This window comes from Dyadobacter sp., from assembly GCF_039919315.1.
GTDB lineage: Bacteria > Bacteroidota > Bacteroidia > Cytophagales > Spirosomataceae > Dyadobacter.
The window spans coordinates 1-25920 of the sequence record NZ_JBDSFX010000046.1 but is presented as its reverse complement, the minus strand read 5'-3'; the positions used below and the strand labels follow the sequence as shown (position 1 = coordinate 25920).

Sequence of the window (25920 nt, the reverse complement as noted above, 5' to 3'; positions counted from 1 at the left end):
ATAAGGGTTATGCAAGTAAAACCGTCCCCTGGCCTTTCCGGAATTGTCAAACATTTTCTGATCCTGGAAAATGACAGCAGCCTGATGTTGCGCATCTTTTCGGATGGAAATACAGGAATGGTTTTCAATGGCGGGGATTCACTTTACCGGCATGAATGCAATGCTCCAAGCCATGAAGCATTACCGCAAAGCTTTATTTACGGCCAGCTTGACATATTTCAAAATGTGATTGCCTCCGGGAAAATCAAACTATTAATTGCAGTTCTCCACCCGTACGGAGCATCTGCATTACTTCGAATACCCGCTTTCCAGCTCAAAAACCAAATTATTGACACGATCACATTTCCATTTCTAAGAACGGAAACGGTTTTAGATCAACTGGATAATGCTCCACATATGCTGGACAAAATCAGGATCATTGAAAATGCTCTGCTGTCGGCATTACGTCAGCCGGTTACAAGCAATGTGTTGGCGACCAACGCAGTACATTTGATTGACCAATGCCATGGCGGTATCACGGTTACCCACCTCGCCTCTGCATTGAATGTGCATGATAGACAGCTTCAAAGGGCTTTTGAGGAGCATATAGGCATTACGCCCAAGAGGTACTCGGGCATTGCGCGGATTCAGTATTTTCTAAAATTACTTCGCAACAGGTCTTTGGAAACGACGCTCACCGATGTGCTTTACGAAAGCGGATTTTACGATCCTGCCCATCTTAACCGGGAGTTGAAAAACCTTTCAGGCTTGACGCCAGGCCAGTATATGAATGGCGGTAACCTTCTCGCTGCTAATCTGATACGGTTACCATAGTTCGAGTTCTTTCAACTTAGATTACCGAAGTAATCAGCTGCCCGCATTTTGTCGGGTTTGTACAATAGCAATGGGTTGCATCCGCCTAATTTTGACCTAACAAAGGACAAAAACAAAGCTATGGAAAACATCAAAATTGCAACTGCCCAGTTCGAAAACCGGAGCGGAGACAAAGCTTACAACCTACAAATTATTGATCAGCTAGCCGGAGAGGCTGCATTGAAAGGCGCGCAAGCGATTGCATTTCACGAATGCTCGATTACCGGATACACATTCGCCCGAAACCTTTCAAAGGAGCAAATGCTTGACATTGCAGAGTTCATTCCTGACGGACCGAGCATTCAGAAACTTCAAAAGATCGCCACAAAACATGACATCGCCATTCTCGCAGGACTGTTTGAAAAAGACGCAAACGACAAATTGTATAAGGCTTACGTCTGTGTTGACAAAACCGGACTGATAGCCAAGTACCGCAAGCTGCATCCGTTCATTAATCCACACCTTACGCCGGGCAATGAATACGTCACTTTTGACCTATACGGCTGGAAATGCGGCATTCTGATCTGCTACGATAACAATATCATCGAGAATGTGCGCGCGACCAAACTGCTTGGCGCCGACATTATTTTTATGCCTCACGTAACCATGTGTACACCTTCCACGCGGCCGGGCGCGGGTTTCGTAGATCCCGCACTATGGCATAACCGTGCCGCCGATCCTACTTCGCTCCGCCAGGAATTTGATGGTTTGAAAGGTCGCGCGTGGCTGATGAAATGGTTGCCTGCCCGGGCTTATGACAATTCTGTGTATGCGGTTTTCTCCAACCCGATTGGCATGGATGATGATCAATTGAAAAACGGCTGCTCCATGATCCTCGACCCTTTTGGAGACATTATCGCAGAATGCCGGGAGCTGGACAATGACATTGCCATAGCCACGTTCACTCCTGAAAAACTTCAACAAGCCGGTGGTTACCGCTACATCCAGGCCCGCAGGCCCGGGTTATACGGGACTATTATTGGAAAGGAACATGTTTCGGAGCAGCGGGTTGTTTGGTTGTAAAGGTGCTAAAAACCTAAATTCGTTGAGTCCATTCAATGAATTTAGCTAAATTGGTTGAATTAACTCAATAAATTTAGCTAAATTTGTTGAATAGAATCAACGAATTTAGCTATGGAGTTCTCCCGATACATTTATTCAGCTGTGAAAGATAACTTGAAATCAAACAAAGTTTTGATTTTGGCAGGGGCAAGAAGAGTGGGTAAAACACATCTGATCAAAACGATACAGGCTGAATTCACAGGGAAATCAATGTTTCTCAATGGTGAGGATCTGGATACCGTATCGCTTTTGTCGGATCGGAGAGTTGCTTCTTTCCAACGCTGGGTTTCCAATATAGATCTTTTGATTGTGGATGAAGCGCAAATGGTCCCTGAAATTGGTAAATCACTTAAATTGCTAATTGATTCATTTCCCACGTTGACGATTCTTGCCAGCGGCTCCTCCGCTTTCGAATTATCCAACAAAACCGGTGAACCGCTGGTGGGAAGGCAAATCAGCTACCAATTATTTCCATTGGCCCAAATCGAACTTTCAAAACATGAAAACTATTTGGAAACGAAACAACGGCTCAATGACAGATTAGTTTTTGGCAGCTATCCGGACGTACTCCAGATGGCAAATGCAGACGACAAAATTGAGTATTTGAAAAGTTTAGTAAGTGCCTATCTGCTGAAAGATATACTGATGTTTGAACAGGTTCGCTACTCACACAAAATGTTACAGTTGTTGCAATTGGTAGCTTATCAAACCGGCCAGGAGGTTTCGTATGACGAATTATCAAAATCACTTCAAATCGACAGAAATACGGTGGAGCGGTATCTTGACTTGTTTTCCAAAGTTTTCATCATTTTCCGCATCGGTGGGTTTAGTAGGAATCTGAGAAAAGAGGTGACCAAATCCTCGAAATGGTATTTCTTCGACAATGGGATTAGAAATGCTTTGATCAATAACTTCCTGCCTGTACCTCAGAGGCAGGATATTGGTTCATTGTGGGAAAATTATCTTGCTGCCGAAAGAGCGAAATGCAATTCCTACACCAGAACAAACCCACTCACCTACTTCTGGCGAACATATGACCAGCAGGAATTGGACTGGCTGGAAGTTGAAAACGAACAACTGAGCGGCTACGAGTTTAAATGGAGCAATGATAAGGTCAAATTCCCCAAAGCTTTTGTGGAAGGATACCCCGAAGCAAAAACAAGCTGGATCACACAGGAAAACTACATTGATTTTGTAAGTGGCGAGATATAAATCGTACACAAAATTTTAAGTAAAATTTAATAATCTATCAATTTGGTAGATTAAATAGTTTGTGTACTTTTGTAAACTGTCGTCAGATTATTATTCCAAAATCAATAATGCAATGCTTGCAAAAGTTCTTTCACTCAAACTTCCCTCTTCTCGAGCCTGGTACATTGTGCCTGCCACAATCCTGATTTTGCTGTTTGGGATTCTTTTGTCGAATGGAACAATTCATATTGATAGCCAGGAGGTTACTACATTTCTAACAGGAGATTTTTTCTTATACCTGCTTGTCGGCCTCGGCGCACAGCTGGTGGATGGAGCTTTGGGAATGGCTTATGGGGTTACTTCCAATTCCTTTTTGCTAAGCCTCGGCGTTACACCGGCAGTAAGTAGCGCAAGCGTTCACTTCGCCGAAATGTTCACAACGGGTGCATCGGCAATCTCGCATTTCCGGTTTAAAAACATCAACAAAAAGTTATTCAAAAGTTTGCTGATACCTGGCGTTGCCGGTGCGGTAGTGGGCGCATACTTGCTTTCTGACATCATTGATAGCAACATGATCAAACCCTACATCGCATTTTACATGCTTATTCTCGGTGTAATTATCATCAGGAAGGCATTGAAAAAAACATTGGTCAAAAACAAGACGAAACGGATCGGTGTACTGGCGGCAACCGGTGGTTTTCTGGACTCGATTGGCGGCGGTGGCTGGGGACCGATCGTTACTTCTACATTACTCGGACAGGGTCGCGATCCGAGATATACCATCGGGTCAGTGAATGCTGCAGAGTTTGTTATTGCCTTTGCCAGTGGGATTACCTTTCTTCTTTTTAACGGCATTAACAACTGGCAGGTTGTATTAGGCCTGATCGTAGGTGGGGTTATCGCTGCTCCATTTGGCGCAATGCTAGTTGGAAAAATCAACCGCAAGCCATTGATGCTGATCGTTGGCTGCCTGGTCATCGCGCTAAGTGTCCGTACCATTTACCTGAGCATTTAAACATTCCTGCGCTGCCAATTCTCTTCTTTTTATTCCTGTTAGGATTGTGTTTACGCAAAATCAGTAGTTTTGCAGAAACAAGTTTCTGATCATGCTCACCGATTTTGGTTACATATTACTGTTCATCATCGCCGGACTCGCCCTGCTGGGAGTAATGTTAACGATCGCCAAAGTGCTTCGTCCCAGCCGTCCCAATGAAGAAAAACTGACTACTTACGAATCTGGGGAAGATCCGATGGGAAACGCTAACATTCAGTTCAATGTCCGGTTTTACGTCATTGCATTGATTTTCGTGCTGTTCGAAGTCGAGCTGTTGTTTTTATTCCCCTGGTCAGTAGTATTCGGCAATGAAGAACTGATTCGCCAGACGAACGGACAATGGGGCTGGTTTGCAATGGCGGAAATGACCGTCTTCATTGGCATACTCATCTTCGGGCTCGCCTACGCCTGGGCAAAAGGTTACCTCGACTGGGTACGGCCAAAACCGCAGGTACCGCACATTCAATCTCCGGTACCCGCTGATTTGTACCAAAAGGTGAATGCGAAATACGCCAAAAAGGCGGAGTAAGCTTTGTTAGAATCTCCCTTAAATATATTTTACAGAATCCGCCTCACTTCCAACCTCTTTTAGGTAAGCTGAGGCTTCGAGCTTCGTCACATAGTCATTTAGAATAACTTTTTGAAACCGCTGCAAGCCTCCCTCATAGTAGATCAGTACGTTCATACTATCGTTGTTTAAAACGGGATTCATATTTTGAAGCCTGACATGAACTGCAAAAAGCGTATCATTCCTGAAAATACTATCGAGTCCTATTTTAGAGTCATGGGTATAGCTCAAAACCTCATTATAGCCGATTTGCGAGCCAATTAAAGTATCTGTCGGTGTAACGACCTGTTCCAGTCTCCACTTCCCTGCCAAATATGGCCTCATCGGACCGCTATAAAACCAACCGTCCGGTGGTTCGCAACGACCTGCTGCTAGTAGTATGGATACAAGTATGATCAGTGGCTCAGCTAAATTTTTCATATTAATTACGGTCTGATCCCGCTAATTACATGTAGATTTCCATTATAGTTATTCCCGTTCGGATTGTACTGGCCAAATGCATAGTAGTCGTTCCATTTGCCATATTTTTTTCAATGTTATAGCATGTTACAATCCCTCCCTACCTCCGATATTTTGTGGTAGTCGGATGTTTTGCAAAAATGCCCTGATGACAAACTTATAAACAAGTCGACTTGCTTATAACATCATAACCATTCCTTATAAAATGATAGTCTAGCCTTATAATTTCAGGATTAGCTTGACCGATGTTCAAAAAATATAGACTTTGCGTGCGGTATTGATTGTCACACAAATTCATAACACACTATCATGAACATTTTTGCAAGCAACCTGCTCGCCAGAAGGGAAGAGAAAAGATTGACACAGGCATTTATGGCCATCCATTGCGGGATGTCCCAGCCTAACTACTCTGACATTGAAAGAGGCAAAACGAACCCTTCCATTGAACAGCTGAAAAAATTCGCGAAAATCCTGGAAATAACAGTAGACGAGTTGATCTCAGAACAGCAAATGAGCCATTCTGAGACTCCAATAACTCCGCCTGTCTTACAACGTACCGAAGCAGATAAGGACACTTACATTAAGATATTAGAAAATCGCCTCCGTGCTTTGCTGCTGGAAAAGGAGAGCACTCGATAAACGAGATCAATGCATTTTACCCCACTTTTTCATGCCGGGTTTTGGAAAGAAAACCAACCCCAGCTGCAAATAGATCTGGTTCAGTTTAAGCGACGACAGGTCACTGATCGTGACGTCTTCACCTTTCCATTTCCTTTTACCTAGTATTGGCAAATGATAGGTCGCTTTCCCGCTTAGATAAACTTTGTCGTAAAATTTGGGCATGACATTCATTTTGTAATCCGCTCCAACACCAGCGTGGAGATTGATATTACCTGTAAAAAGCTTGACAGGCTGAAAAGATGACGGATTTTGAACTACCTGCGAAATGGTTGCCGAACTGTTGTTTTTGATTTTTAAACGGTACAACATCAGGTCTGCCCCAATCGGTATCAGCACATTCCAACGCGTGGTATTGACGAGTTTCGGCCCGCCATCGGTTCCTATTCCAATTCCGTTGAGGTATGCCTTCTTATCATCCTTGTCCTTGGTATAGTTGGTGCTGTTCATGAGAATGAGCCTGCCTTCCGAAAACCACCGCTCTGATTCCATTCTTTTCGCCAGAACAATAGACCCCATAAAAGAAGTAAATGGCTTGATGTTCAGCCTGGAAAGTTGGTCACGGATATCCTTATTATTGGGAAGTAGCCCGAATTCTGCATAAATGGCCATTCCGCTCTTAAACATTCTTGCGGTTGAGTCTGTCTGAGCTTGTGCGCAGGTGATGAAGTTTACCGCTAATATTACGGCTGAAAGTATTTTGTTTCTCATATAGTTATGGTTAATGTGTTTGGTTTGTAACGCCTCCCGGGACAGTTTCTTGCTAATTATGGTTACTTTTGTACATACAGTTCAGAGGTATGTTAAGCAATATCCGTACCACTGAAAATTCCCCTGCAATAACGAATGAGTGAGCGAATCAAAACCGGTGACGGTGGTATCATACTAACCAGCGCAGAAGACCTGATGAACTGGGCACGGCTGTCGTCATTGTGGCCTATGGGCTTTGGGTTGGCATGCTGTGCGATTGAAATGATGGCGTCCTATGCGTCTAACTATGATCTGGAACGTTTCGGTATATTTCCGCGACCGTCTCCGAGGCAATCGGACGTGATGATTGTGGCGGGTACCGTTACATTCAAAATGGCTGACCGGATACGCAGATTATACGAACAAATGCCTGAGCCACGCTATGTTATCTCCATGGGAAGTTGCTCAAACTGTGGAGGGCCATACTGGGAACATGGCTACCATGTGGTGAAAGGTGTGGACAGAATTATACCGGTGGATGTATACGTTCCTGGTTGTCCTCCGCGCCCGGAAGCCCTGATCGGTGGTTTTATGAAGTTGCAGGAGAAGATCAGGGGTGAACATCCTCTGGCACCCGAATTGTTCCTGGAAATGGAAGCTGCCGAAATCGCCACTACTTAACATTAATGTAACCTCATGAATTTTCAGGAAATAACTGCATTGATCGTAGCCGCATTCCCGGATGCTACCATTGATGCGGATACCAGAAGCCCGCAGCCTGTTTTGATCATTCCGGTTGACAGTGTGCAGGATATCTGTCGGTTTTTACACGCCGATGAAAGACTGTATTTCGACTACCTGGCGTGCATTACCGCGATTGACAATGGCCCGGGCCTGGCGACTATGGAAGTGATCTACAACCTTACTTCCATTCCCTATGGGCATGACCTGACCCTCAAAACGATTTTTCCAAGAAATTTACCGGGTACTCCCCTACCCGTCGTACCCACCGTCAGTACGATTTGGCGTACGGCCGATTGGCACGAACGCGAGGCCTTTGACCTGATGGGTATCCATTTTGAAGGACATCCGGACCTGAGACGGATCCTGTTACCCGAAGATTGGGAAGGACATCCGTTGCGAAAGGACTACCAGCTACAAGACCGTTACCACGGAATTTATGTGCGTTATCAAGATGGCAATTCCGAGCAACAGCCGACTGATACAGACCGGGCCTGATATCGACAATTGGAGCAACCGGCAATGCCCTGAAATAAACACGACAAATTTGGTAGCGTGAAAAAGGCTCACTATTTTTCGTTACAAATTTTTAATATGTACGTGCATGCGCTTCATACTTTTGACCGTCCTCTTCTCAGGTTTTTTCACAGCATCATTTGCTTCATCTGATTCTCTGATCATTAAAGGGCGCATACTCAATTTAAATGGAAGACTTTACCGTCAGGCCCCCTCGATCACTTTTTCCCGAAACAACATTCTGCAACCGCAGTCGGAGCTGAGCAAGCAGGCTCCTTTGCAGCCCGACGGCAGTTTTCGCGTGTCGCTACCCATTCTTTTTCCTCAGGAAGAATTTTATCTGGACTACGGCGGTAAAGCTTTTACCACGTTTCTCGGCTCTCCCGGTACGGTAGAGGTCACTTTCAATGGTGACTCACTGGCCAAGGCGAAAAAGCTTTTTTACTTCGCAGGAGTTAATGCGGATGCCAACAATCAGTACGGACAATACCTGGCAGCAGAAAATCAGGCGTTGACTTCCAATAGAGTCCTGGGCGCCGATTTCTTCAAATCCTTTTGGGAAAGAAGTCCTTCGGACGCCAAATCCCTGGCCTCGCAACGTGCGCAACTACGACTTTCGGCTGTTCAGGCTGCTACCAGGAACAATGTTCAGTCGCCGCTTTTATATCAATGGGTCAAATCCATTACCGACGAAGAACAACTTCAAATCCTGTTCGAACATGCATTAAGCGGACAATATGAGGTTGGTAAAGGTTTGCTGGACAGCTTGAAGCGCCTTGGTGATCCTCCATTGACCGGGCAGCGCGTGATTTGGGCCAACCGTTTTGGCAACTATTCCGACCTGCTAGTCGAAGAGCGGAAATATAACAATCCGAGCCGTACCAATTCCCTACCGGTGAGGTTAATGGCCTCTCTGATCAGAAACAATGCTACCAAGCTGACTGCCGAAGAAAAAGAGCGTCTCGACCAGGTCACATTAAATGGATTGGCGGAAAAGTCAGAGCTGGATTTCCTGAACAAGCTTTTTGCAAAAAATGAAATGGTACTCAACCTGCTTTTCAACTATGAAAGAGAAAGCCGGATCTACAATGACCTTTTCGACAGTACCGCTACCGAATTTCTAAAAGCACGCTACCTGGCCAAAAATCTTTACAAATTTACTTACAAACAACAATTATTACTGAGCCAACACATTCAATCCAAGACTGGTATCCCTCAGTTTCGGGAGTCGCTCGACGAGATTGTGAACCTGGAAGTAAAAGACAGCACGGATATCAACAAGCTGATCAATTTCAAGGACCTGAGAACCGATCCTGTGGAAGTATTGCCTGGCTATTTACTAGCGGCTTCCAATGACCGGGGAACTGCCTGGGTCAACCGGATCATTGAAATTAACAAAGGGAAAACCATTTACCTCGTTAAATGGAATATGGAAGATGCCAAAAGCCGCGAAGAAATGGACTATATCCCCGCACTGCAGGCGAGTCTTCCCGAAGACATTGTATTTCTCTACATTCACTTACCCGGTGAAGAATATGTAGCCTCCGATGCACTTCTCAAACAATATATTGTACGCCACAAACTCCGAGGAACGCATTTGTTACTGAACAGCAGTCAGATGATGGACCTTTTGTTCAGGCTCAATCCCCTGGACGCGGCAACATTTTCCATCATCAGGCCGAATGGAAAATTCGCCTTAAAAAACGCTCCTGCACCCAGCGCGACGGAGAAAACGGCTACGGCAATTTTAGAAGCGGATAAACAATAGCATCGTCGTACTTTTCCGTAAATACCCGTAAATCGTTCGCAATCTTACTATATCTGACATTCGTACATTTACGTTAAGTGTGTTGATTTGGAATTGAAAGTGCCATGTATAGATATTTATTGCTGTTTTTACTGCTAGCTGCCACCGCTTCGGCCCAAAATCCCGACAGCCTGGAAGCTCACAGCCGCGACAGCATAAGGTATACAAACCTGAAAGCGCGGATGTCGAAAACAAAATTTTCACGCGCCGTTTACAGGCTTTTATTCAGGGATGTTTACAACCAGGGCAAGGTTACGGAGGTTAAGAAAATCGAGACAAATCCATTCACTCCGTACGAGGGAATGGTTATCCGCAAAATTTACATTCGTCAGCTGGACATTCTTGGCGAGTCGGTTTATGATACCACCCGGAAAGGTAACCAGCTCGAACGTTTCCTGAGTAAAAGCGTGCATACCAACACCCGCGAAGGCATCATCCGAAAATCATTCCTGCTTTTTTCGGAAGGGGACGACATTGAGGCGCAAAAGCTGAAAGACAATGAACGTCTACTCCGAAGTAACCGCACCATTGTCGATGCGCGGATCATTGTGGTACCGAGGACGGACGTAACCTGGATGGCCGACGTGGTGATCCTGATCCAGGATGCGTGGTCGCTGAATTTCTCTGGCGGTTTCAGCTCATTCAAGAAATTCAATGCCGGTATTGAAAATATTAACGTCAGGGGTACGACACATTCCCAGCGAACGGCCATCCGCTGGGATGCGAAGGATACTGCCGATAACGCTCAAAAATTTCAGTTCAGGACCATTTACACGGTCCCATATATTGGTAAAACCTTCATCACAGGGCAGGCCAGTTTTATTTTCGAAAAAGACCTAAAAGAACAATCGATCCGTTTCTTCCGACGGTTTCTTACCAATGAAACCAAGTATGCTGGGGCTGTGGAAATTGGTCATTACAACACGCAGCAATACAGGCGGGATCTGGACAATCCTGATGTTTCCCTGCCCGTGTATCCAACCGAATACAAATATTACGACTTATGGCTCGGAAGAGCATTTAAATTCCCGTTCCCGAACAGCCGACTGAGCAAGAACTCACGGATCGTGACGGCTATCAGGCATAATAAATACGATTTTGAAAAGCGTCCAAACGTAGCAGCAGACACCAATAAGATCTATTGGAACAGGACCGCGACATTGGTCAGTATTGGTTTCTCTAACCGTAATTACCGGCGGGATGTCTTGATCTACGGTTTTGGTAGAACGGAGGACGTTCCGATCGGTAGCTTGTTTGCACTCACGATCGGACAGGAAAATACTGAGTTTGGAGCACGGGGATATGGAGGTATTCAATATGCCACGGGCAAATACCTGCCTCACAATCTGGGCTATATGTATGGGATTGTGAACATGGGCAGTTATTCCAAAAATGGCCGCGCGCAACAGGGTGTGATCAACGGGCAGCTCAATTACATTAGCAACCTGATTCCATTCCGATACAGCTTTTTCCGCCAGTTCCTCGTATTCCGCTACACGCACGGCATCCGCCGCGACCCACTGGATTACTTGAATATCAGTGGAGAGCAAGGCATTAGAGGTATTAATAATGATCAGTTAATTGGCACAAAAAGGCTGACTTTAGGTACCGAAACCGTATTCTTTTCTGACAAAAGTTTGCTAGGGTTTCGTATTGCCTACTTTGTTTTTGCAGACATTGGTTTGGTCAAGGGTGGGGCATCGATCTGGAAAAGTCCTTTATATCAAGGTTACGGGCTCGGCCTGAGGCTGAGAAATGAAAACCTTACATTTAACACCTTACAACTCCGTGTGGGTTATTACCCTAATATCCCAGGCAATTCAGCGGATTTCCGTTTTGGCGCCAGCGGAAACGTACCGCTCCGATTGAGAGATTTTGACATCTCCGCTCCTTCCATTGTCCCACTTCAATGACATTGATGAATTTTAATCTGCTTAATGAGCTGATAAAAAGGTAGTTAATGTCCAATACACAAAAAATCACAGTAATTTCCAGCTACCTACCCTTCATTTTCGGATATGTGAATTAACTTTGTGGAATTTTTGGACGTACCCCTGCTCAGATATTAACAGGCAACCCCAAAAGTTGTTAAAAAGTATTTCGTCATTTCTACAAATTACCATTTACTGTGCCCAAAAATACGAATATCAATTCCGTTCTAATTATCGGTTCAGGTCCAATTATCATCGGTCAGGCGTGCGAGTTTGACTATGCCGGTTCTCAGGCAGCCCGTTCTCTACGTGAAGAAGGAATAGAGGTGGTCTTGATCAACTCGAATCCTGCAACAATTATGACAGATCCGATCAGCGCAGATCACGTCTATCTGTTGCCGTTGGAAAAGAAGTATATCGTTGAAATTCTGGAAAAGCATAAGGCAATGGGCAAGCCCATTGATGCCGTACTTCCTACCATGGGTGGGCAAACTGCGTTGAACCTTGCCATTGACTGCGACAAAGCAGGTATCTGGAAGAAATATGATATTGAGATCATCGGTGTGGACATCAAAGCGATCGAAACTACTGAGGATAGGGAGAAATTCCGTCTGAAAATGCTTGAACTCAATGTGAATGTCTGCAAAGGCCGTACAGCGAGGTCGTTTTTGGAAGGAAAAGAAATTGCGCAGGAAATTGGTTTCCCCCTTGTGATCCGCCCTTCCTATACATTGGGAGGAACAGGAGGAGGTTTTGTTGAAAGGGAAGAGGATTTCGACAAAGCATTGAATAATGGCTTGCACGCTTCACCCGTACACGAAGTATTGGTAGAGCAAAGTGCAATGGGCTGGAAAGAATACGAACTGGAACTGCTTCGCGACGGCAAAGGTAACTTCATCATTATCTGCTCGATCGAGAACTTTGACCCGATGGGTGTACATACAGGAGACAGCATCACGGTTGCGCCCGCAATGACATTACCTGATACGCTTTATCAGCAAATGCGCGATCTGGCCATCAAAATGATGGATGGTATCGGCAAATTTGCGGGTGGCTGTAATGTTCAGTTCTCGGTAAATCCGGCTGATGATCAAATCATTGCGATTGAAATTAACCCACGTGTTTCCCGCTCTTCGGCACTGGCATCCAAAGCGACTGGTTACCCTATTGCGAAAATCGCTGCGAAAATGGCGATCGGATACAACCTCGACGAGCTGATCAACCCGATCACCGGAAGCACTTCGGCCTTCTTCGAGCCTTCTATTGACTATGTCATTGTAAAAGTCCCTCGCTGGAATTTTGATAAATTTAAAGGAGCTGACCGCTCACTGGGTCTACAAATGAAGTCCGTAGGTGAAGCCATGGGTATCGGACGTAATTTCCAGGAAGCATTGCAAAAAGCTTGTCAGTCACTGGAAATTCGTAGAAACGGTTTGGGAGCAGATGGACGTGAGCTACGCGATCAGGAAGCGATTAAATACAGCTTGAAACATCCAAGCTGGGACCGTCTTTTCCATATATATGATGCATTCAAGATCGGTTTGTCATTCAAAACCATCCAAAACCTGACCAAAATTGATGCATGGTTCCTGCGCCAGATCGAAGAACTGATCGAGCTGGAACATGAAATCGAAAAATTTGACCTCAACGATCTTCCAAAAGATCTGTTATTGACTGCAAAACAAAAAGGTTACGCTGACCGCCAGATCGCCCATTTGTTGAATACCAAGGAAAGTAAGGTATACGATAAGAGAAAGGAAATGGGTATCAAGCGTGTATATAAATGTGTGGATACCTGCGCGGCGGAGTTTGAGGCGAAGACACCCTATTACTACTCTACATTCAATACGTCACAGGAATTCCCTGACAATGAATCCATCGTGAGCGACCGCAAAAAAGTGGTGGTACTCGGTTCAGGTCCTAACCGGATCGGGCAGGGAATTGAATTTGACTACTCCTGTGTCCATGGCGTTTTGGCTGCAAAAGAAGCAGGTTATGAAACGATCATGGTAAACTGTAACCCTGAGACGGTTTCAACTGACCCTGACATTTCGGACAAATTGTACTTTGAACCGGTTTTCTGGGAGCACGTTTTTGACATCATTGAGCACGAAAAACCGGAAGGCGTAATCGTTCAGCTTGGTGGCCAGACCGCTCTCAAAATGGCAGAGAAACTGGAAAAATACGGTATTAAAATTATCGGTACCAGCTACCAGTCGTTAGACTTAGCCGAAGACCGTGGTCGATTCTCTGCCCTGCTTGAAGAACTGGAAATTCCTTTTCCTCAATTCGGAACAGTAAGAACTTCCGATGCGGCCGTGGAACTGTCACGCACCCTGGGCTTCCCGCTTCTGGTACGTCCAAGCTACGTATTGGGTGGACAAAATATGAAGATTGTGATCAATGAGAAGGAATTGGAGCAGCATGTTGTGAAGATCCTCCACGACATTCCCGATAACAACATTCTTCTTGACCACTTCCTGGAAGGCGCGCTGGAAGCAGAAGCGGATGCAATCTGCGACGGCGAAGACGCGTACATTATCGGTGTGATGGAGCATATCGAGCCAGCCGGAATTCACTCCGGTGACTCCCATGCCGCATTACCTCCATTTGATCTTTCAGCAGACGAAATCCGTCAGATTGAAGAGCATACCCGTAAAATTGCATTGGCGATGAACGTCAAAGGATTGATCAATGTGCAATTCGCGATTAAAAATGGCGTGGTGTACGTGATCGAGGCCAACCCAAGGGCTTCCCGGACGGTGCCGTTTATTTGCAAGGCATACCAGGAGCCTTACGTCAATTACGCTACCAAATTGATGCTGGGTGATAAAAAAGTGAAGGATTTCGACTTCAAACCTGTGAAAAAAGGCTGGGCAATTAAAATCCCTGTGTTCTCATTCAACAAGTTCCCAAATGTCAATAAGGAACTGGGGCCTGAAATGAAGTCAACCGGTGAAGCCATTTACTTCATTGATGATTTGCAGGATGATTTCTTTCAGAAAATATATGGCGAACGCAATCTTTACCTGAGCCGGTAGTGCTCATTCAGCCAACCTCGTCTGCTAATCAGGCCGATGGTTTGATTTAATAATGGAAGCCTTGGAGTTTATTTCCAAGGCTTTTTTCATTTATTTAATGCAAAATAACCTTTTGAAAATTAAATTTTGAAAACCCGGAAACTATTCTACTTTTGGACTGATTTGCTTCTCTCCAGTATCTAAAAATTAGTAAAATGGCGTCCAATTCCCCCTCCGTAAGTGAAGCATCAGATACCAAGCCTTTACTTCCGTTTTGGGATATCTGGAATATGAGTTTCGGCTTCCTGGGTATTCAGTTTGGGTTTGCATTACAGAATGCGAATGTGAGCCGCATCTTTGAAACACTCGGCGCAAAAGTAGACGACATTCCCATTCTCTGGGTAGCTGCTCCATTAACCGGCCTCATCATACAACCCATCATCGGCTATTTTAGTGACCATACCTGGACGCGCCTGGGCAGGCGGCGACCTTACTTCCTTGCCGGTGCCATTCTTGCCTCGCTTTCGTTATTTGTCATGCCAAATTCTCCCGGGCTTTGGTTTGCAGCTGGCACATTGTGGATACTGGATGCATCCATTAACATTACAATGGAGCCATTCAGGGCTTTTGTGGGTGACAATCTGCCATCCCGGCAACGGACTTCCGGTTTCGCGATGCAGAGCTTTTTTATCGGTACCGGTGCCATTGTAGCTTCTTCGCTGCCTTATATTTTTACGAATTGGTTTGATATTTCCAATCAGGCGCCGCAAGGCATTGTCCCCGATTCAGTCAAGTGGTCGTTCTACCTCGGAGGGTTTATCTTTTTGCTGGCAGTGATTTGGACCGTCGCCAAATCGAGGGAATATTCGCCGGAACAGTTGCACGCGTTTTCCAAGCAGCAGGCCGAAACACCGCTGCTTCACCCCGCGGTAATCGCTACGGGCAAGCAACAGAAGCTTTTACGACAAGGTTATATATTTTCCGCCATCGGAGTCGCATTTACGCTATGGTTCATCAGCCGCGATCTAAACAAAGAACTCTACATATTTTCCCTGGGTGTTCTGGTCATGGGCCTCCTTTTTGTCGCCGCCGGAATAGCTGCCAGAGATAAAAGTGAAGGCTCTGCTTTTGTCATGATCATGAGCGACCTGCAAAATATGCCAGCTACCATGAAGCAACTAGCTGTCGTACAGTTTTTTTCATGGTTCGCCCTTTTTGCCATGTGGATTTACATGACCCCGGCGGTAACAAGTCACTTATACGGCACTTCCGATCCTACCAGCAAATTGTACAACGACGGCGCCGACTGGGTAGGGCTGTGTATGGGTGTTTACAATGGAATTTCAGCATTGGTAGCATTCATAATTCCGGTTATCGCCATCAAAACTGGCAGAAAAGTGACGCATATGATATGCTTGCTGGCAGGTGGAATCGCCTTGTTATCAGTATACTTACTACCAGACGCTAAGTATCTAATGCTGTCCATGATCGGAATCGGAGTGGCGTGGGCTTCTATTTTATCTATTCCTTATGCAATGCTCGCTGGCTCGTTGCCGCCCAAGAAAATGGGTTATTTTATGGGATTGTTCAATTTCTTCATTGTCATTCCGCAAATCGTCGCTGCCGCCTTACTTGGCTTTCTGATCAAGCAATTCTTTCACGGCGAACCGATTTATGCATTGGTCGTCGGCGGATTTTCAATGATCCTGGCTGCTCTGCTATCGCTCCGGGTCGAAGACCAGGATGATCATTGAAGCAAGTCAGGGTCATGGAAAAAGCAAAAGAGCCGGTACTTTTGAAATACCGGCTCTTCCTATTTATTCAATTTTTTCTATTTCACTTCTTCGTAGTCAACATACTCACCACCTCCAAACCTCGACGACTGATTAGGGTCAGCCTGCTGCACATTGTCAACCCGGACACCTTGTTTTGCGCTCTGGCGTTGCTGTTGCTGCTGAGCCCTGTATTGTCTTTCCTGCTCTTTGATAAGCTGACGTCCTACCAGCAAATGAAAAATAAATCTCCTGAAAAAAGGCACAAAGGCTATCAGAAGCAAGAATATGAGAATTATATTAAATACCAGTTTCATCTGTCAAAAGTTTATTACTTCAATCTATAACGTAAACCTAGCATAAATAGCACACGAATATAATGAAAACCTAATGAATGATGCAATCCGGCTGTGAACGGCGAAGTGAAATTACGAGCGGTTTGGGTGCCTAAATTTCAACAGCTTTGCTGCTTTCCAGCACACGTTCGTAATATGACTCGTAATGCGGCAGAATTTTGGCAACATCAAATTCCTTCGCACGTGCCAGTGCATTGACCTTGAATGTAGGCAGATTTTCGTCAGCCAGAATGAATGCTGCATTTTTGACCATGTCCTCCACATCGCCCACATCACTCAAAAACCCGGTTACTCCGTGAATATTCAACTCCGGTAAGCCTCCTGCATTGGACGTGATCAAAGGAACTTCACAAGCAAGCGCTTCCAGCGCAGCAAGCCCGAAACTTTCCGATTCAGAAGGCATCAGGAATAGGTCCGCAACCGAAAGAACTTCTTCAATAGCATCCAATTTACCCAAAAACCGCACGTCCGAAAGCATATCCAGCTCTTTACAAAGGCGTTCAATGCGCGCACGGTCAGGGCCGTCCCCTACCAATAACAATTTACTCGGCAGCAGTTTCCGCAATTTTTCAAAAATCATGATCACATCATCGATCCGCTTCACCTTCCTGAAATTGGAGGTATGGACGATCAGCTTTTCATTATTAGGGCAGATCGCCAACTTGAAATGATCCTTTTTCTGGCGGTTAAAACGATCCAGGTCAATGAAGTTTGGTATTACCTCAATGTCCCTGGTGATCTTGAAATGACTGTAAGTATCTTTTTTCAACGATTCTGAAACTGCCGTAACGCCGTCAGACTGGTTGATACTGAATGTCACTACCGGCTCATAGGATGGTTCTTTACCTACCAGCGTGATATCGGTGCCATGCAATGTCGTGATGATGGGAATGTTGATGCCCTGCTGCGCCAGAATTTGTTTGGCCAAATAAGCCGAAGAAGCGTGCGGGATAGCATAGTGAACATGTAAAAGATCCAGACCTGCATTGGTCACAACATGCACCATTTCACTGGATAATGCGGACTCGTAAGGGGGGTATTGAAATAATGGATAAGCAGGTATATTTACTTCATGGTAGTAAAGGTTCTCATTAAAAAAATCAAGTCTTTGTGGTTGAGAATATGTAATAAAATGAACCTGATGCCCGGCCTTGGCTAGTGCTTTTCCAAGTTCAGTAGCTACCACTCCACTTCCTCCGAAGGTAGGATAGCATACAATACCAATTTTCATAATTTTCATTAAATAGTTGAAAGTCCCATGATAAAATCGTCAGAATGACATATTTTAAACAACTAACAACAAATGCTCTCTTTTTATCTCAACAAATGGATAAAGATGTGAAGAATTGTCGTTAATGGTATAAAATGAATAATTTTAGTGCCTAAACCTTCATTTCCTGATATTAGCCTCCATGAATGTGTCTGCAAGACCGAAAATCAGATTATGGGATTACGTTACCGGAAGTGCCCGTCTGGTCCGCATGACCAACCTGGTGATTGTTGTGCTTACCCAATACTTCACACGAATTCTTTTAATAGGACCCCGAGACGAATGGCGTAGCATCGTCGGTAATGTCGATATGTTTGTGCTTTCATTGTCAACGGTTTGCATAGCCGCAGCAGGCTATATTATCAATGATTATTTTGACATTAAAATTGATATTGTCAATAAGCCCGAGCGCGTAGTTGTTGGCCGTTACCTCAAAAGAAGGTGGGCCATGGGCGCGCACCAGATACTGAATGTAATGGGTGCCGTTCTCGGGCTGGTCGTCAGTCCCTATATATTTTTGATCAATGTATTTTCAATAACCCTGTTATGGTTTTACTCCGAGCGATACAAGCGACTGCCTTTCATTGGTAACTTTATCGTGTCGCTGCTGACCGGATTTACACTATTGATATTGACTGTACATTATCCGGCCAACCGGCATCTGGTTTTCATCTACGCCGTATTTTCTTTTTTCATATCACTGATCCGTGAAATTGTGAAAGATATGGAAGACATTAAAGGCGATGAGGCCCATGGTTGTCGTACATTACCTATTATCTGGGGTATTCGCCGGACCAAAAACTTTCTTTATCTGGTAGTGACGTTCTTTGTCCTTACATTATTCGTAATGGCACACGCGCTGGACAACAACTTGCTGGTGTTGCTATTCTTTTTGCTACTCTTTCCCGTTTCCTGGCTTACATTCAAACTTTCAAAGGCCGATACCCGACGTGACTTCCGGGAAATCAGCAGTTTATGTAAGATCATTATGCTTCTCGGATTGATCACCATGGTGTGGGCCTGATTTGCCATTTTTCCTTTAAATCAATTTAAAAAAAATCAGGTGCGAAAACAGAATTCAAAAAGTATATTTACTCGGGTGTTAAACCAGTAACTCACTAATCCTACATTTATGAAAAAGCTTGTTTTATGGAGCATACTATGCCTCCTCATGCTTTGCGGGCAGGTTTTCGCCCAGGAATGCGCAGGCCTGACGATGAAAGAAGGCGGCGGATTCGAAATGAATAATTATGACGGAAAAGCCAAATCGATCGGTAAAATCGTCTACAAAATTGTCAAAGTTACTAAGGAAGGTGCCAACACCGTTTTTGTAATTGACATGGAATCCTTCAATAACAAAGGAAAATCCGAGTTGAAGAACACCTACAAAATGATGTGCGACGGCAATGTACTGACACTGGACGCCAGTTCTTTGATCAGCCAGGAGCAAATGAAGTCGTTCCAAAACATGGAAATGAAATTCACCTACGACAACATTGAGTATCCTGCCAAATACAATGTCGGCGACAAATTAAAGGACGCTTCGGTAAAAGGTGAAGGGAAGTCCGGACCGATGGCCATCAACTTTAATATGCTCATCAAAAACCGCGTCATAGTTGGTCAGGAAAAACTGACCATCCCTGCCGGCACTTACGACGCATACAAGCTTACTTCCGACATGAATATGGAAATGGTGATGGGTTTCCCCGTCAAAATGGACATGCAAAGTATCTCCTATCGTGCCCCCGGCATAGTCTGGGACCTCAAAACTGAGACTTATCGCAAAGGAAAGCTCATGGGTTACAGTGAACTCACTAAAATCTACTGAGCTTTGGTGTCTTTATGTTAATAATTATACCAAAGAACGGCTCCCGGTGACTCTGTGAGCCGTTCTTTGCTTAGCTTTGTCAAATAAGTATTACGAATACCTCCGATCGATTCCAATTTTAACTACAAAAAATGAAAAGACTTGCCATTTTCGCCTCCGGTTCTGGATCTAACGCTGAAAAAATCTGTGAATATTTCCTGCAAAGAGAAGACGTGGACGTTTCGCTGATCTTTACAAATAATCCGATGGCGGGTGTGATTAAAAGAGCTTGCAAATTACAGATACCCGTCGTCTTTTTTGATAAGAAAACCTTTTACCATACCGGCAAAATCCCGCAAATATTACAGAATGAGGGAATTGACCTTGTCATTCTTGCCGGGTTTATGATGCTGGTACCGCCTATGCTAGTCGATGCTTTCCCTAATCGGATGATCAACATTCACCCCGCGCTACTACCCAAATACGGCGGTAAGGGTATGTACGGGCATTACGTACACGAGGCTGTGGTCAATGCGAAGGAAACCCAATCCGGTATTACCATCCATTATGTCAACCACCATTACGACGAAGGGAATATCATTTTCCAGGCAACTTGTGACGTTGAACCTACCGATACAGCTGATGACGTTGCGCATAAAATCCATGCGCTGGAACACGAACATTATCCGCGTGTGATAGACGAAATTCTTTACAAACGGTAGCACATTTGTATGCTTTACTTTCTGCTGGCCGTTTTGTTTACAGTAGCGCTGTACCTCATTATGCGCGCTTATCCGCGCTACAAGGTGGATTCCTTTCATGCTATTGTTTTCAATTATTACGCTTGTGTTCTGACCGGGCTCGTCCTTACTCCCGATCTCTCCGTATTCCGGGAGGTGCAAACTGATTCGCAAGGCACATTGCTCACTTTGGCGCTGGGTTCCATGTTCGTCACAGCCTTCATGTTGATCGGCCTTACCGCTCAAAAAGTAAGCGTGACCGCTACCTCCCTGGCGGGCAATATGTCACTGGTTATCCCGGTGCTTTTCGGATTATTTGTGTTCAGGAACAATAACAAGGAATTCACTACATTAAACTACGCAGGGTTGGTGGTTGCATTGGTAGCCCTTGGGCTGGGCGCTATTCAGAAATCAGGCGAGAAAAAAGATAAGAACGTTGAACCTGCGTTGGTCTCAGACAATGCACTTTGGCTACTGCCGATCCTGACATTTTTTGCAGCCGGCACCAATAATACGCTCATCAACTACCTGTCGGTCAGGTATTACCTTCCAGGCCAGACCACGATCTTCATGATCATCGCATGCACCGGCGCAATCATTATTGGTACAGTGATACTAATATATAAGATCATCATTGGAAAAGAAAAGCTTCTGCTCCGGAGTGTACTGGGCGGCTTCATTCTGGGTGTACCTAATTTTTTGTCTCTCTACTTTTTGCTTCTTGCGCTTGGTTCATTTAGCAACAGCGCCGCATTTGTGTTTCCTATTTACAATATCCTGACCATGCTGGTCTCTTCCTTCGCCGCATGGGCTATTTATAAGGAACATTTGAACCTTCTTAACAAATGGGGACTTGTATTAGCAGTTCTGGCCATTATTCTGATTTCATATCAGGAATTGTCAATGCAACCCTAACTTTATCCATTTTCAATACCCCATGTCAGAAACGTCGGTTTTACGCATACACGAGAAAAAAGAGAGTCTTAATAAAAGACAAAAGGAATTCAATCAGTTATCCGAGAAAATTGAAGACTTGGACCGGCTCATTCCAGAGCTCCGGGCTGCCTATGAGCAGATGATCCAGAGAATACCGACGGATCTTGACCCGCTGGTTCGCGAATATCAGGGTTTTCGTGCCGAAATTGTGCATCTGATGGACCGAACTTATTCCAATGATCTTTTCAGAAAGGCATACCAGACCAAACTTTCTTACCTGATCACCGAAAGCGCATTCGACCTCATTGCCCATTTTGGATATGACGATCTGAAACCGGTTTTCAACAAATACAGCGAAACGGACATTGAAGTTTTATTAGAGGAAAAACGAGAAAAGGACGCTACCAAAATAACAGACCCTGCATTTCTTCTTGATAGTGAAAATGGGCAAGAGGAAACTCACTCAGCCGCATTTCACGACTTACCAGAAGAGGAACAGCAGCGTATCAAAGCCGAGCAACGGGAACAGCGGCTTCAACAGCGTATCCAGGAGGCCAAGCTGCATGCAGAGAAGCAGAAAACAACCAAATCCGTAAGAACTGTTTACATGGATCTGGTAAAAGCATTCCATCCTGACCGTGAAACTGATGAGGCGGAAAAGCTGCGGAAGACGGAAACCATGCAGCGCATTACGCAGGCCTACCAGGAAAACAACCTGCTTCAACTGTTAAAACTGCAAATCGAGTTTGAACGGATTGACCAGGACAATTTGGAAAATCTGACCAAAAACCAGCTGAACTACTATAATAAGGTGCTCAAACAGCAGGTAGAAGAATTAGAACTCGAAAAAGAAGTCATTCAGAAACAAATTTCGGCGGTGTGCGGCCTTCCTTACCAGCACGCCAACTCGCTTACTACGGTTATTGTGAAATTCAATACCAATGTGAATGAGTTAAAAAGCGAGATCAAGAACATTAAAGTGCTGCTCAAACACTGGGCAGTTCCTTCACAACTTAAAGCATATCTCAAAACTTACCAGATCCCCGATCAGCCTTATCTGGAAGATGATGAGTTCTGATCCGAACTATTCAGATACGCCAAGTTTTGCGGCAAACGTATACAATTGTGGAGGCATTTCTACGCTTTTCCCTATTTATAACAAATATAAATATCCAAATACAGCCCTTAACTGGATTGGCAGCGAACCCGTTAGCATAAATATCCATCAGACACATATCTGGTACATCTTTTGTAATTCTGGTATGATTAAAAACAAATCATACTTACATGAAGAATTGTATTATTTTGTTGTTTGCGCTGACACTATGTATCTCGCAGGCACAAGCACAAGAGAATGTTTCTATAGGCCCGCTTGTTGGAATTTCCATTGCTAATTTCAGGGGAGATGTATCCAACACCAACTGGAAACCCGGTTTGACGATCGGTGGTTTCTATAATTACAGTAGTGAATCGGGATTTGGTTTCAGCGGTCAATTGTTATTTACCCAGCTGGGCGCGCAGACCAACAATAAGACTAACGAGATTAACCTCAACTACATTCAGGCCCCATTGCTGGCTACATTCTTTTTCGGCAAATATGGACAGCGCATGCGTCCGAAAATATTCCTTGGTCCAAACCTGAACTTTCTGGTAGGTGCAAGGGATAAAGATGGAAATAATATTAACGGTGATTCCAACAACCGCGTTTTCAGCCCATTTGACCTGGGACTTACATTTGGCGGCGGCTTCAATTATCGCTTGCAGGAGAAAATCTGGTTCAATTTTGATGCCCGTTATGGTCTTGGTCTGCTGGACGTAACGCGGCTTGAGAGCTCCAACATTAAAAATAACAACTGGGGCATCAATGTTGGTTTGAGTTTCCCGCTAGGCACATACAATAAAAACACCGGACGACTTCGGACGCGTTAACACACTATTACTTCACGATCAGGAGGGCATTCATTTTGAGTGCCCTTTTTTACTTAAGGACATGTTTTCATGGCTTGTGGAAGATTAAGAAGTACCTTTGCACATTATTTTCGACCAATGCTATGACTTTTGAAGAATTAAATCTCACCAAACCATTACTGAAAGCGCTTTCCGAAGCAGGATACACCAAGCCGACCACGATTCAGGAAAAAGTATTTTCTGTGACCATGTCGGGCAAGGATGTTTGTGGAATTGCGCAAACGGGAACCGGTAAAACATTTGCCTACCTGCTTCCTACGCTGCGTCTCCTTGAATTTTCAAAGGACCGTTTGCCTCAGCTTCTCATTCTGGTACCTACCAGGGAATTGGTGGTACAAGTAGTGGAAGAAGTCCGGAAGCTCAGTGCCTATCTGACGCTTCAGGTCGTTGGCGTATATGGTGGAGGTAATATCAAAGTCCAGATGGCCGAACTGAAAATGGGCGCTGATGTAGTTGTGGCGACCCCGGGACGATTGGTGGACCTCGCATTGAATGGTTCGCTTAAAACAAAGGGAATCAAGAAACTGGTGATTGATGAAGTGGATGAAATGTTGAATCTTGGATTCAGGACTCAGCTGAAAAATATACTGGACACGCTTCCGCAAAAACGCCAAAACCTACTATTTTCCGCAACCATTACCCAGGATGTGGAAACGCTGATGCAAACTTATTTCAATAATCCGGTTCGCATTGAAGCTGCGCCGGTTGGAACACCCCTGGAAAACATTGAGCAGAAGGCCTACGAAGTTCCAAATTTTTATACCAAAGTAAACCTGCTTGACATGTTACTGGAGCAGAATGAGGACATGAGCAAGGTCCTGATTTTTGTAGCCACTAAAAAACTGGCCGATCAGCTTTACGGTCAGCTCGAATTGGGTTATCTCAACAAAATTGGGGTAATACATTCTAATAAAGAGCAAAACCACCGTTTCAACACGATCAGGCAGTTCCACGATGGCACCTATCGCATTCTGATCGCTACGGACATCATCGCGAGAGGACTGGACGTGGCCGAAGTGTCGCACGTATTCAAATTTGATATTCCAGAAGTACCCGAAAACTACATTCATAGGATCGGCAGGACGGGCCGGGCTGATAAAAAAGGGGTAGCCATTTCCTTCATTGCAGAGAGAGAAAAGGAGTTGCAGGCATTGATTGAAGAATTAATGGACTACGAGATCCCCATCATCCCTTTACCCGAAACACTCAAAATTTCGGATATTCTGACGCCCGATGAAGAACCGAAGATCTTCATGAAAAGCATTGATATGAAGCTACCAAAGCGGGATTCCGTCGGGGCGGCATTTCACGAAAAGGCTGCGAAAAATCAAAAAGTGAATGTCAGACGAAACCATGCACAAGAAAAAATGCAGAAGTACGGCAGACCGATCAAGCGTTCCGCCAAAAAGTAGGGCATAGTAATTGAGAACAGTCATTGCAATTATTTCCGAGCAACATCTGTTTCAATTCATATATGAGTATTTGGCAAATATTCCAGCGCCTTCAGCCTTACGTTAAACCTTACTACCGGCAAATCAGCTTTGCCTTGTTCCTGACGTTACTCGGTGCCGTCACTGCGCAGGTTAACCCCTGGGTTTTGCGCTACACCGTAGATACCGTTCAAAGCATTCTCGACAAACATTGGGGCATTATCCAGGGGAAAGAATTACTGATCCGCATTTCTGTCATTCTTTTTATCAAAGAGATCGTCAACTCGCTGATCGTATTTGGTCAGCGTTATTTTGGTGAAAAAATCAGGATCAAAGTGTCGAGCGACCTTGCCCAGGAAGCGGTAAGCCGTATCCTCACTTACAATCTCGCTTTTTACAGTGATAATGACAATCAAAAAGGCAAGCTGCAAACCCGCATTGACCGCGGCGTGGAGAGCCTTACCAAACTGATACAGAACTTCTTCATTGATATCCTGCCTCTTTTCGCGAATGCACTAGTGGCCCTGGGGATTATGTTTTCCGCCAATTTCTATGTGGGAAGCATTGCTTTGGCTATCCTTCCGATCTATTTCTGGATCAGTTTTAAACAGGCAGGAGAACTGCAGGGTGTGAGGCGGAAACTGAAAAGACAGCGTGAGAACAAGAGTAGCGGCCTGATCAACCTGATCGAATCCATTATCGTCATCAAATCCTTTGTGAGGGAAAAATTTGAGGGTGAGAAACAGTACCAGACGCAAATGGAACTGATGGAATCACAGCTCAAAACCAGACGTACCAACTTTGCCTACGACGGTATCAAAAGTTTCATCGAGCAACTTGGCGTCGTTCTCATCATCATCCTTACCGCGTACTTGGTTTTGGACCAGCAAATGTCGATCGGCGCGATCATGTTCCACATTTTGCTGTTCAATAATGTGTCCGCTCCTATCCGGCAGCTACACCGTATTTATGACGAGATGAATGATGCGCTGACGTATTCCGAAGGATTCTTCGACATTCTGGATGCTGATAATGCGGTAGAGGAAAGTGGCGAAACAGTTCCTCCCAGCCT

At 44.8% G+C, this 25920-nt stretch carries 24 protein-coding genes; 20 read left to right on the top strand and 4 right to left on the bottom strand.

The window, feature by feature from the left end; all coding sequences use genetic code 11:
• Nucleotides 1-9: 9 nt before the first annotated feature.
• The 5 genes from ABIO93_RS12145 to ndhC all read left to right on the top strand — a co-directional run bounded on the left by ABIO93_RS12145 (nt 10) and on the right by ndhC (nt 4688).
• A complete protein-coding gene (locus ABIO93_RS12145; RefSeq protein WP_348067910.1) occupies nt 10-813 on the top strand; it encodes a helix-turn-helix transcriptional regulator in 804 nt (267 codons plus the stop codon).
• A 120-nt stretch (nt 814-933) separates the two neighbouring features.
• Nucleotides 934-1875, top strand: a complete 942-nt coding sequence (locus ABIO93_RS12140; RefSeq protein ID WP_348067908.1) for a nitrilase family protein — start codon at nt 934-936, stop codon at nt 1873-1875.
• A gap of 111 nt (nt 1876-1986) precedes the next feature.
• Nucleotides 1987-3126 carry an ATP-binding protein gene (locus tag ABIO93_RS12135; protein WP_348067906.1) on the top strand — a complete coding sequence of 380 codons (1140 nt, stop codon included), beginning with the start codon at nt 1987-1989 and terminating at the stop codon, nt 3124-3126.
• Nucleotides 3127-3238: 112 nt separating this feature from the next.
• Nucleotides 3239-4120 carry a sulfite exporter TauE/SafE family protein gene (locus ABIO93_RS12130; protein ID WP_348067904.1) on the top strand — a complete coding sequence of 294 codons (882 nt, stop codon included), beginning with the start codon at nt 3239-3241 and terminating at the stop codon, nt 4118-4120.
• A 91-nt stretch (nt 4121-4211) separates the two neighbouring features.
• Nucleotides 4212-4688 carry an NADH-quinone oxidoreductase subunit A gene (gene ndhC / locus ABIO93_RS12125; RefSeq protein WP_348067902.1) on the top strand — a complete coding sequence of 159 codons (477 nt, stop codon included), beginning with the start codon at nt 4212-4214 and terminating at the stop codon, nt 4686-4688.
• An 18-nt stretch (nt 4689-4706) separates the two neighbouring features.
• On the opposite strand, the gene ABIO93_RS12120 is transcribed toward ndhC, so the two are convergent.
• Nucleotides 4707-5147, bottom strand: coding sequence for a hypothetical protein (locus ABIO93_RS12120; RefSeq protein WP_348067900.1), 441 nt, complete (start codon nt 5145-5147; stop codon nt 4707-4709).
• Between the two features lie 348 nt (nt 5148-5495).
• On the opposite strand from ABIO93_RS12120, the gene ABIO93_RS12115 reads away from it, so the two are divergent.
• Entirely contained in the window at nt 5496-5825 is a 330-nt protein-coding gene (locus ABIO93_RS12115; protein ID WP_348067898.1) for a helix-turn-helix transcriptional regulator, read from the top strand.
• 6 nt (nt 5826-5831) lie between these two features.
• Here ABIO93_RS12115 and ABIO93_RS12110 read toward each other — a convergent pair whose 3' ends face one another.
• Complete coding sequence (locus ABIO93_RS12110; RefSeq protein WP_348067896.1) at nt 5832-6575, bottom strand: hypothetical protein; 744 nt, start codon at nt 6573-6575, stop codon at nt 5832-5834.
• Nucleotides 6576-6710: 135 nt separating this feature from the next.
• Between ABIO93_RS12110 and nuoB the strand changes: the two genes are divergently transcribed.
• From nuoB to ABIO93_RS12080, 6 genes are all read left to right on the top strand, one after another.
• Nucleotides 6711-7235 (top strand): NADH-quinone oxidoreductase subunit NuoB, encoded by a 525-nt coding sequence (gene nuoB, locus ABIO93_RS12105; protein WP_348067894.1) that lies wholly within the window; start codon nt 6711-6713, stop codon nt 7233-7235.
• A 15-nt stretch (nt 7236-7250) separates the two neighbouring features.
• Nucleotides 7251-7793, top strand: coding sequence for an NADH-quinone oxidoreductase subunit C (locus ABIO93_RS12100; protein WP_348067892.1), 543 nt, complete (start codon nt 7251-7253; stop codon nt 7791-7793).
• A 106-nt stretch (nt 7794-7899) separates the two neighbouring features.
• Entirely contained in the window at nt 7900-9579 is a 1680-nt protein-coding gene (locus ABIO93_RS12095) for a hypothetical protein (protein WP_348067890.1), read from the top strand.
• A 104-nt stretch (nt 9580-9683) separates the two neighbouring features.
• Entirely contained in the window at nt 9684-11531 is a 1848-nt protein-coding gene (locus tag ABIO93_RS12090) for a hypothetical protein (RefSeq protein ID WP_348067888.1), read from the top strand.
• Nucleotides 11532-11746: 215 nt separating this feature from the next.
• Entirely contained in the window at nt 11747-14590 is a 2844-nt protein-coding gene (carB, locus tag ABIO93_RS12085; protein ID WP_348067886.1) for a carbamoyl-phosphate synthase large subunit, read from the top strand.
• 194 nt (nt 14591-14784) lie between these two features.
• A complete protein-coding gene (locus tag ABIO93_RS12080) occupies nt 14785-16323 on the top strand; it encodes an MFS transporter (RefSeq protein WP_348067884.1) in 1539 nt (512 codons plus the stop codon).
• 77 nt (nt 16324-16400) lie between these two features.
• On the opposite strand, the gene ABIO93_RS12075 is transcribed toward ABIO93_RS12080, so the two are convergent.
• A complete protein-coding gene (locus tag ABIO93_RS12075) occupies nt 16401-16658 on the bottom strand; it encodes a DUF4834 family protein (RefSeq protein WP_348067882.1) in 258 nt (85 codons plus the stop codon).
• Nucleotides 16659-16788: 130 nt separating this feature from the next.
• Entirely contained in the window at nt 16789-17928 is a 1140-nt protein-coding gene (bshA, locus tag ABIO93_RS12070) for an N-acetyl-alpha-D-glucosaminyl L-malate synthase BshA (protein WP_348067880.1), read from the bottom strand.
• Nucleotides 17929-18109: 181 nt separating this feature from the next.
• On the opposite strand from bshA, the gene ABIO93_RS12065 reads away from it, so the two are divergent.
• From ABIO93_RS12065 to ABIO93_RS12030, 8 genes are all read left to right on the top strand, one after another.
• Entirely contained in the window at nt 18110-18991 is an 882-nt protein-coding gene (locus ABIO93_RS12065) for a geranylgeranylglycerol-phosphate geranylgeranyltransferase (RefSeq protein ID WP_348067878.1), read from the top strand.
• Nucleotides 18992-19099: 108 nt separating this feature from the next.
• Nucleotides 19100-19795: a hypothetical protein gene (locus ABIO93_RS12060; RefSeq protein WP_348067876.1), complete on the top strand. Its 696-nt coding sequence runs from the start codon at nt 19100-19102 to the stop codon at nt 19793-19795.
• A gap of 131 nt (nt 19796-19926) precedes the next feature.
• The gene (locus tag ABIO93_RS12055; RefSeq protein WP_348067874.1) at nt 19927-20496 is read left to right on the top strand and encodes a phosphoribosylglycinamide formyltransferase; all 570 of its coding nucleotides are present in this window, start codon (nt 19927-19929) and stop codon (nt 20494-20496) included.
• Between the two features lie 9 nt (nt 20497-20505).
• On the top strand, nt 20506-21429 hold the full coding sequence (locus ABIO93_RS12050) for a hypothetical protein (RefSeq protein WP_348067872.1): 924 nt from the start codon (nt 20506-20508) through the stop codon (nt 21427-21429).
• 22 nt (nt 21430-21451) lie between these two features.
• A complete protein-coding gene (locus ABIO93_RS12045) occupies nt 21452-22528 on the top strand; it encodes a hypothetical protein (protein ID WP_348067870.1) in 1077 nt (358 codons plus the stop codon).
• A gap of 209 nt (nt 22529-22737) precedes the next feature.
• A complete protein-coding gene (locus ABIO93_RS12040) occupies nt 22738-23379 on the top strand; it encodes a porin family protein (RefSeq protein ID WP_348067868.1) in 642 nt (213 codons plus the stop codon).
• Between the two features lie 122 nt (nt 23380-23501).
• Nucleotides 23502-24830: a DEAD/DEAH box helicase gene (locus tag ABIO93_RS12035; protein WP_348067866.1), complete on the top strand. Its 1329-nt coding sequence runs from the start codon at nt 23502-23504 to the stop codon at nt 24828-24830.
• 62 nt (nt 24831-24892) lie between these two features.
• A partial coding sequence (locus ABIO93_RS12030) for an ABC transporter ATP-binding protein (RefSeq protein ID WP_348067864.1) occupies nt 24893-25920 on the top strand: 1028 nt, incomplete at its 3' end.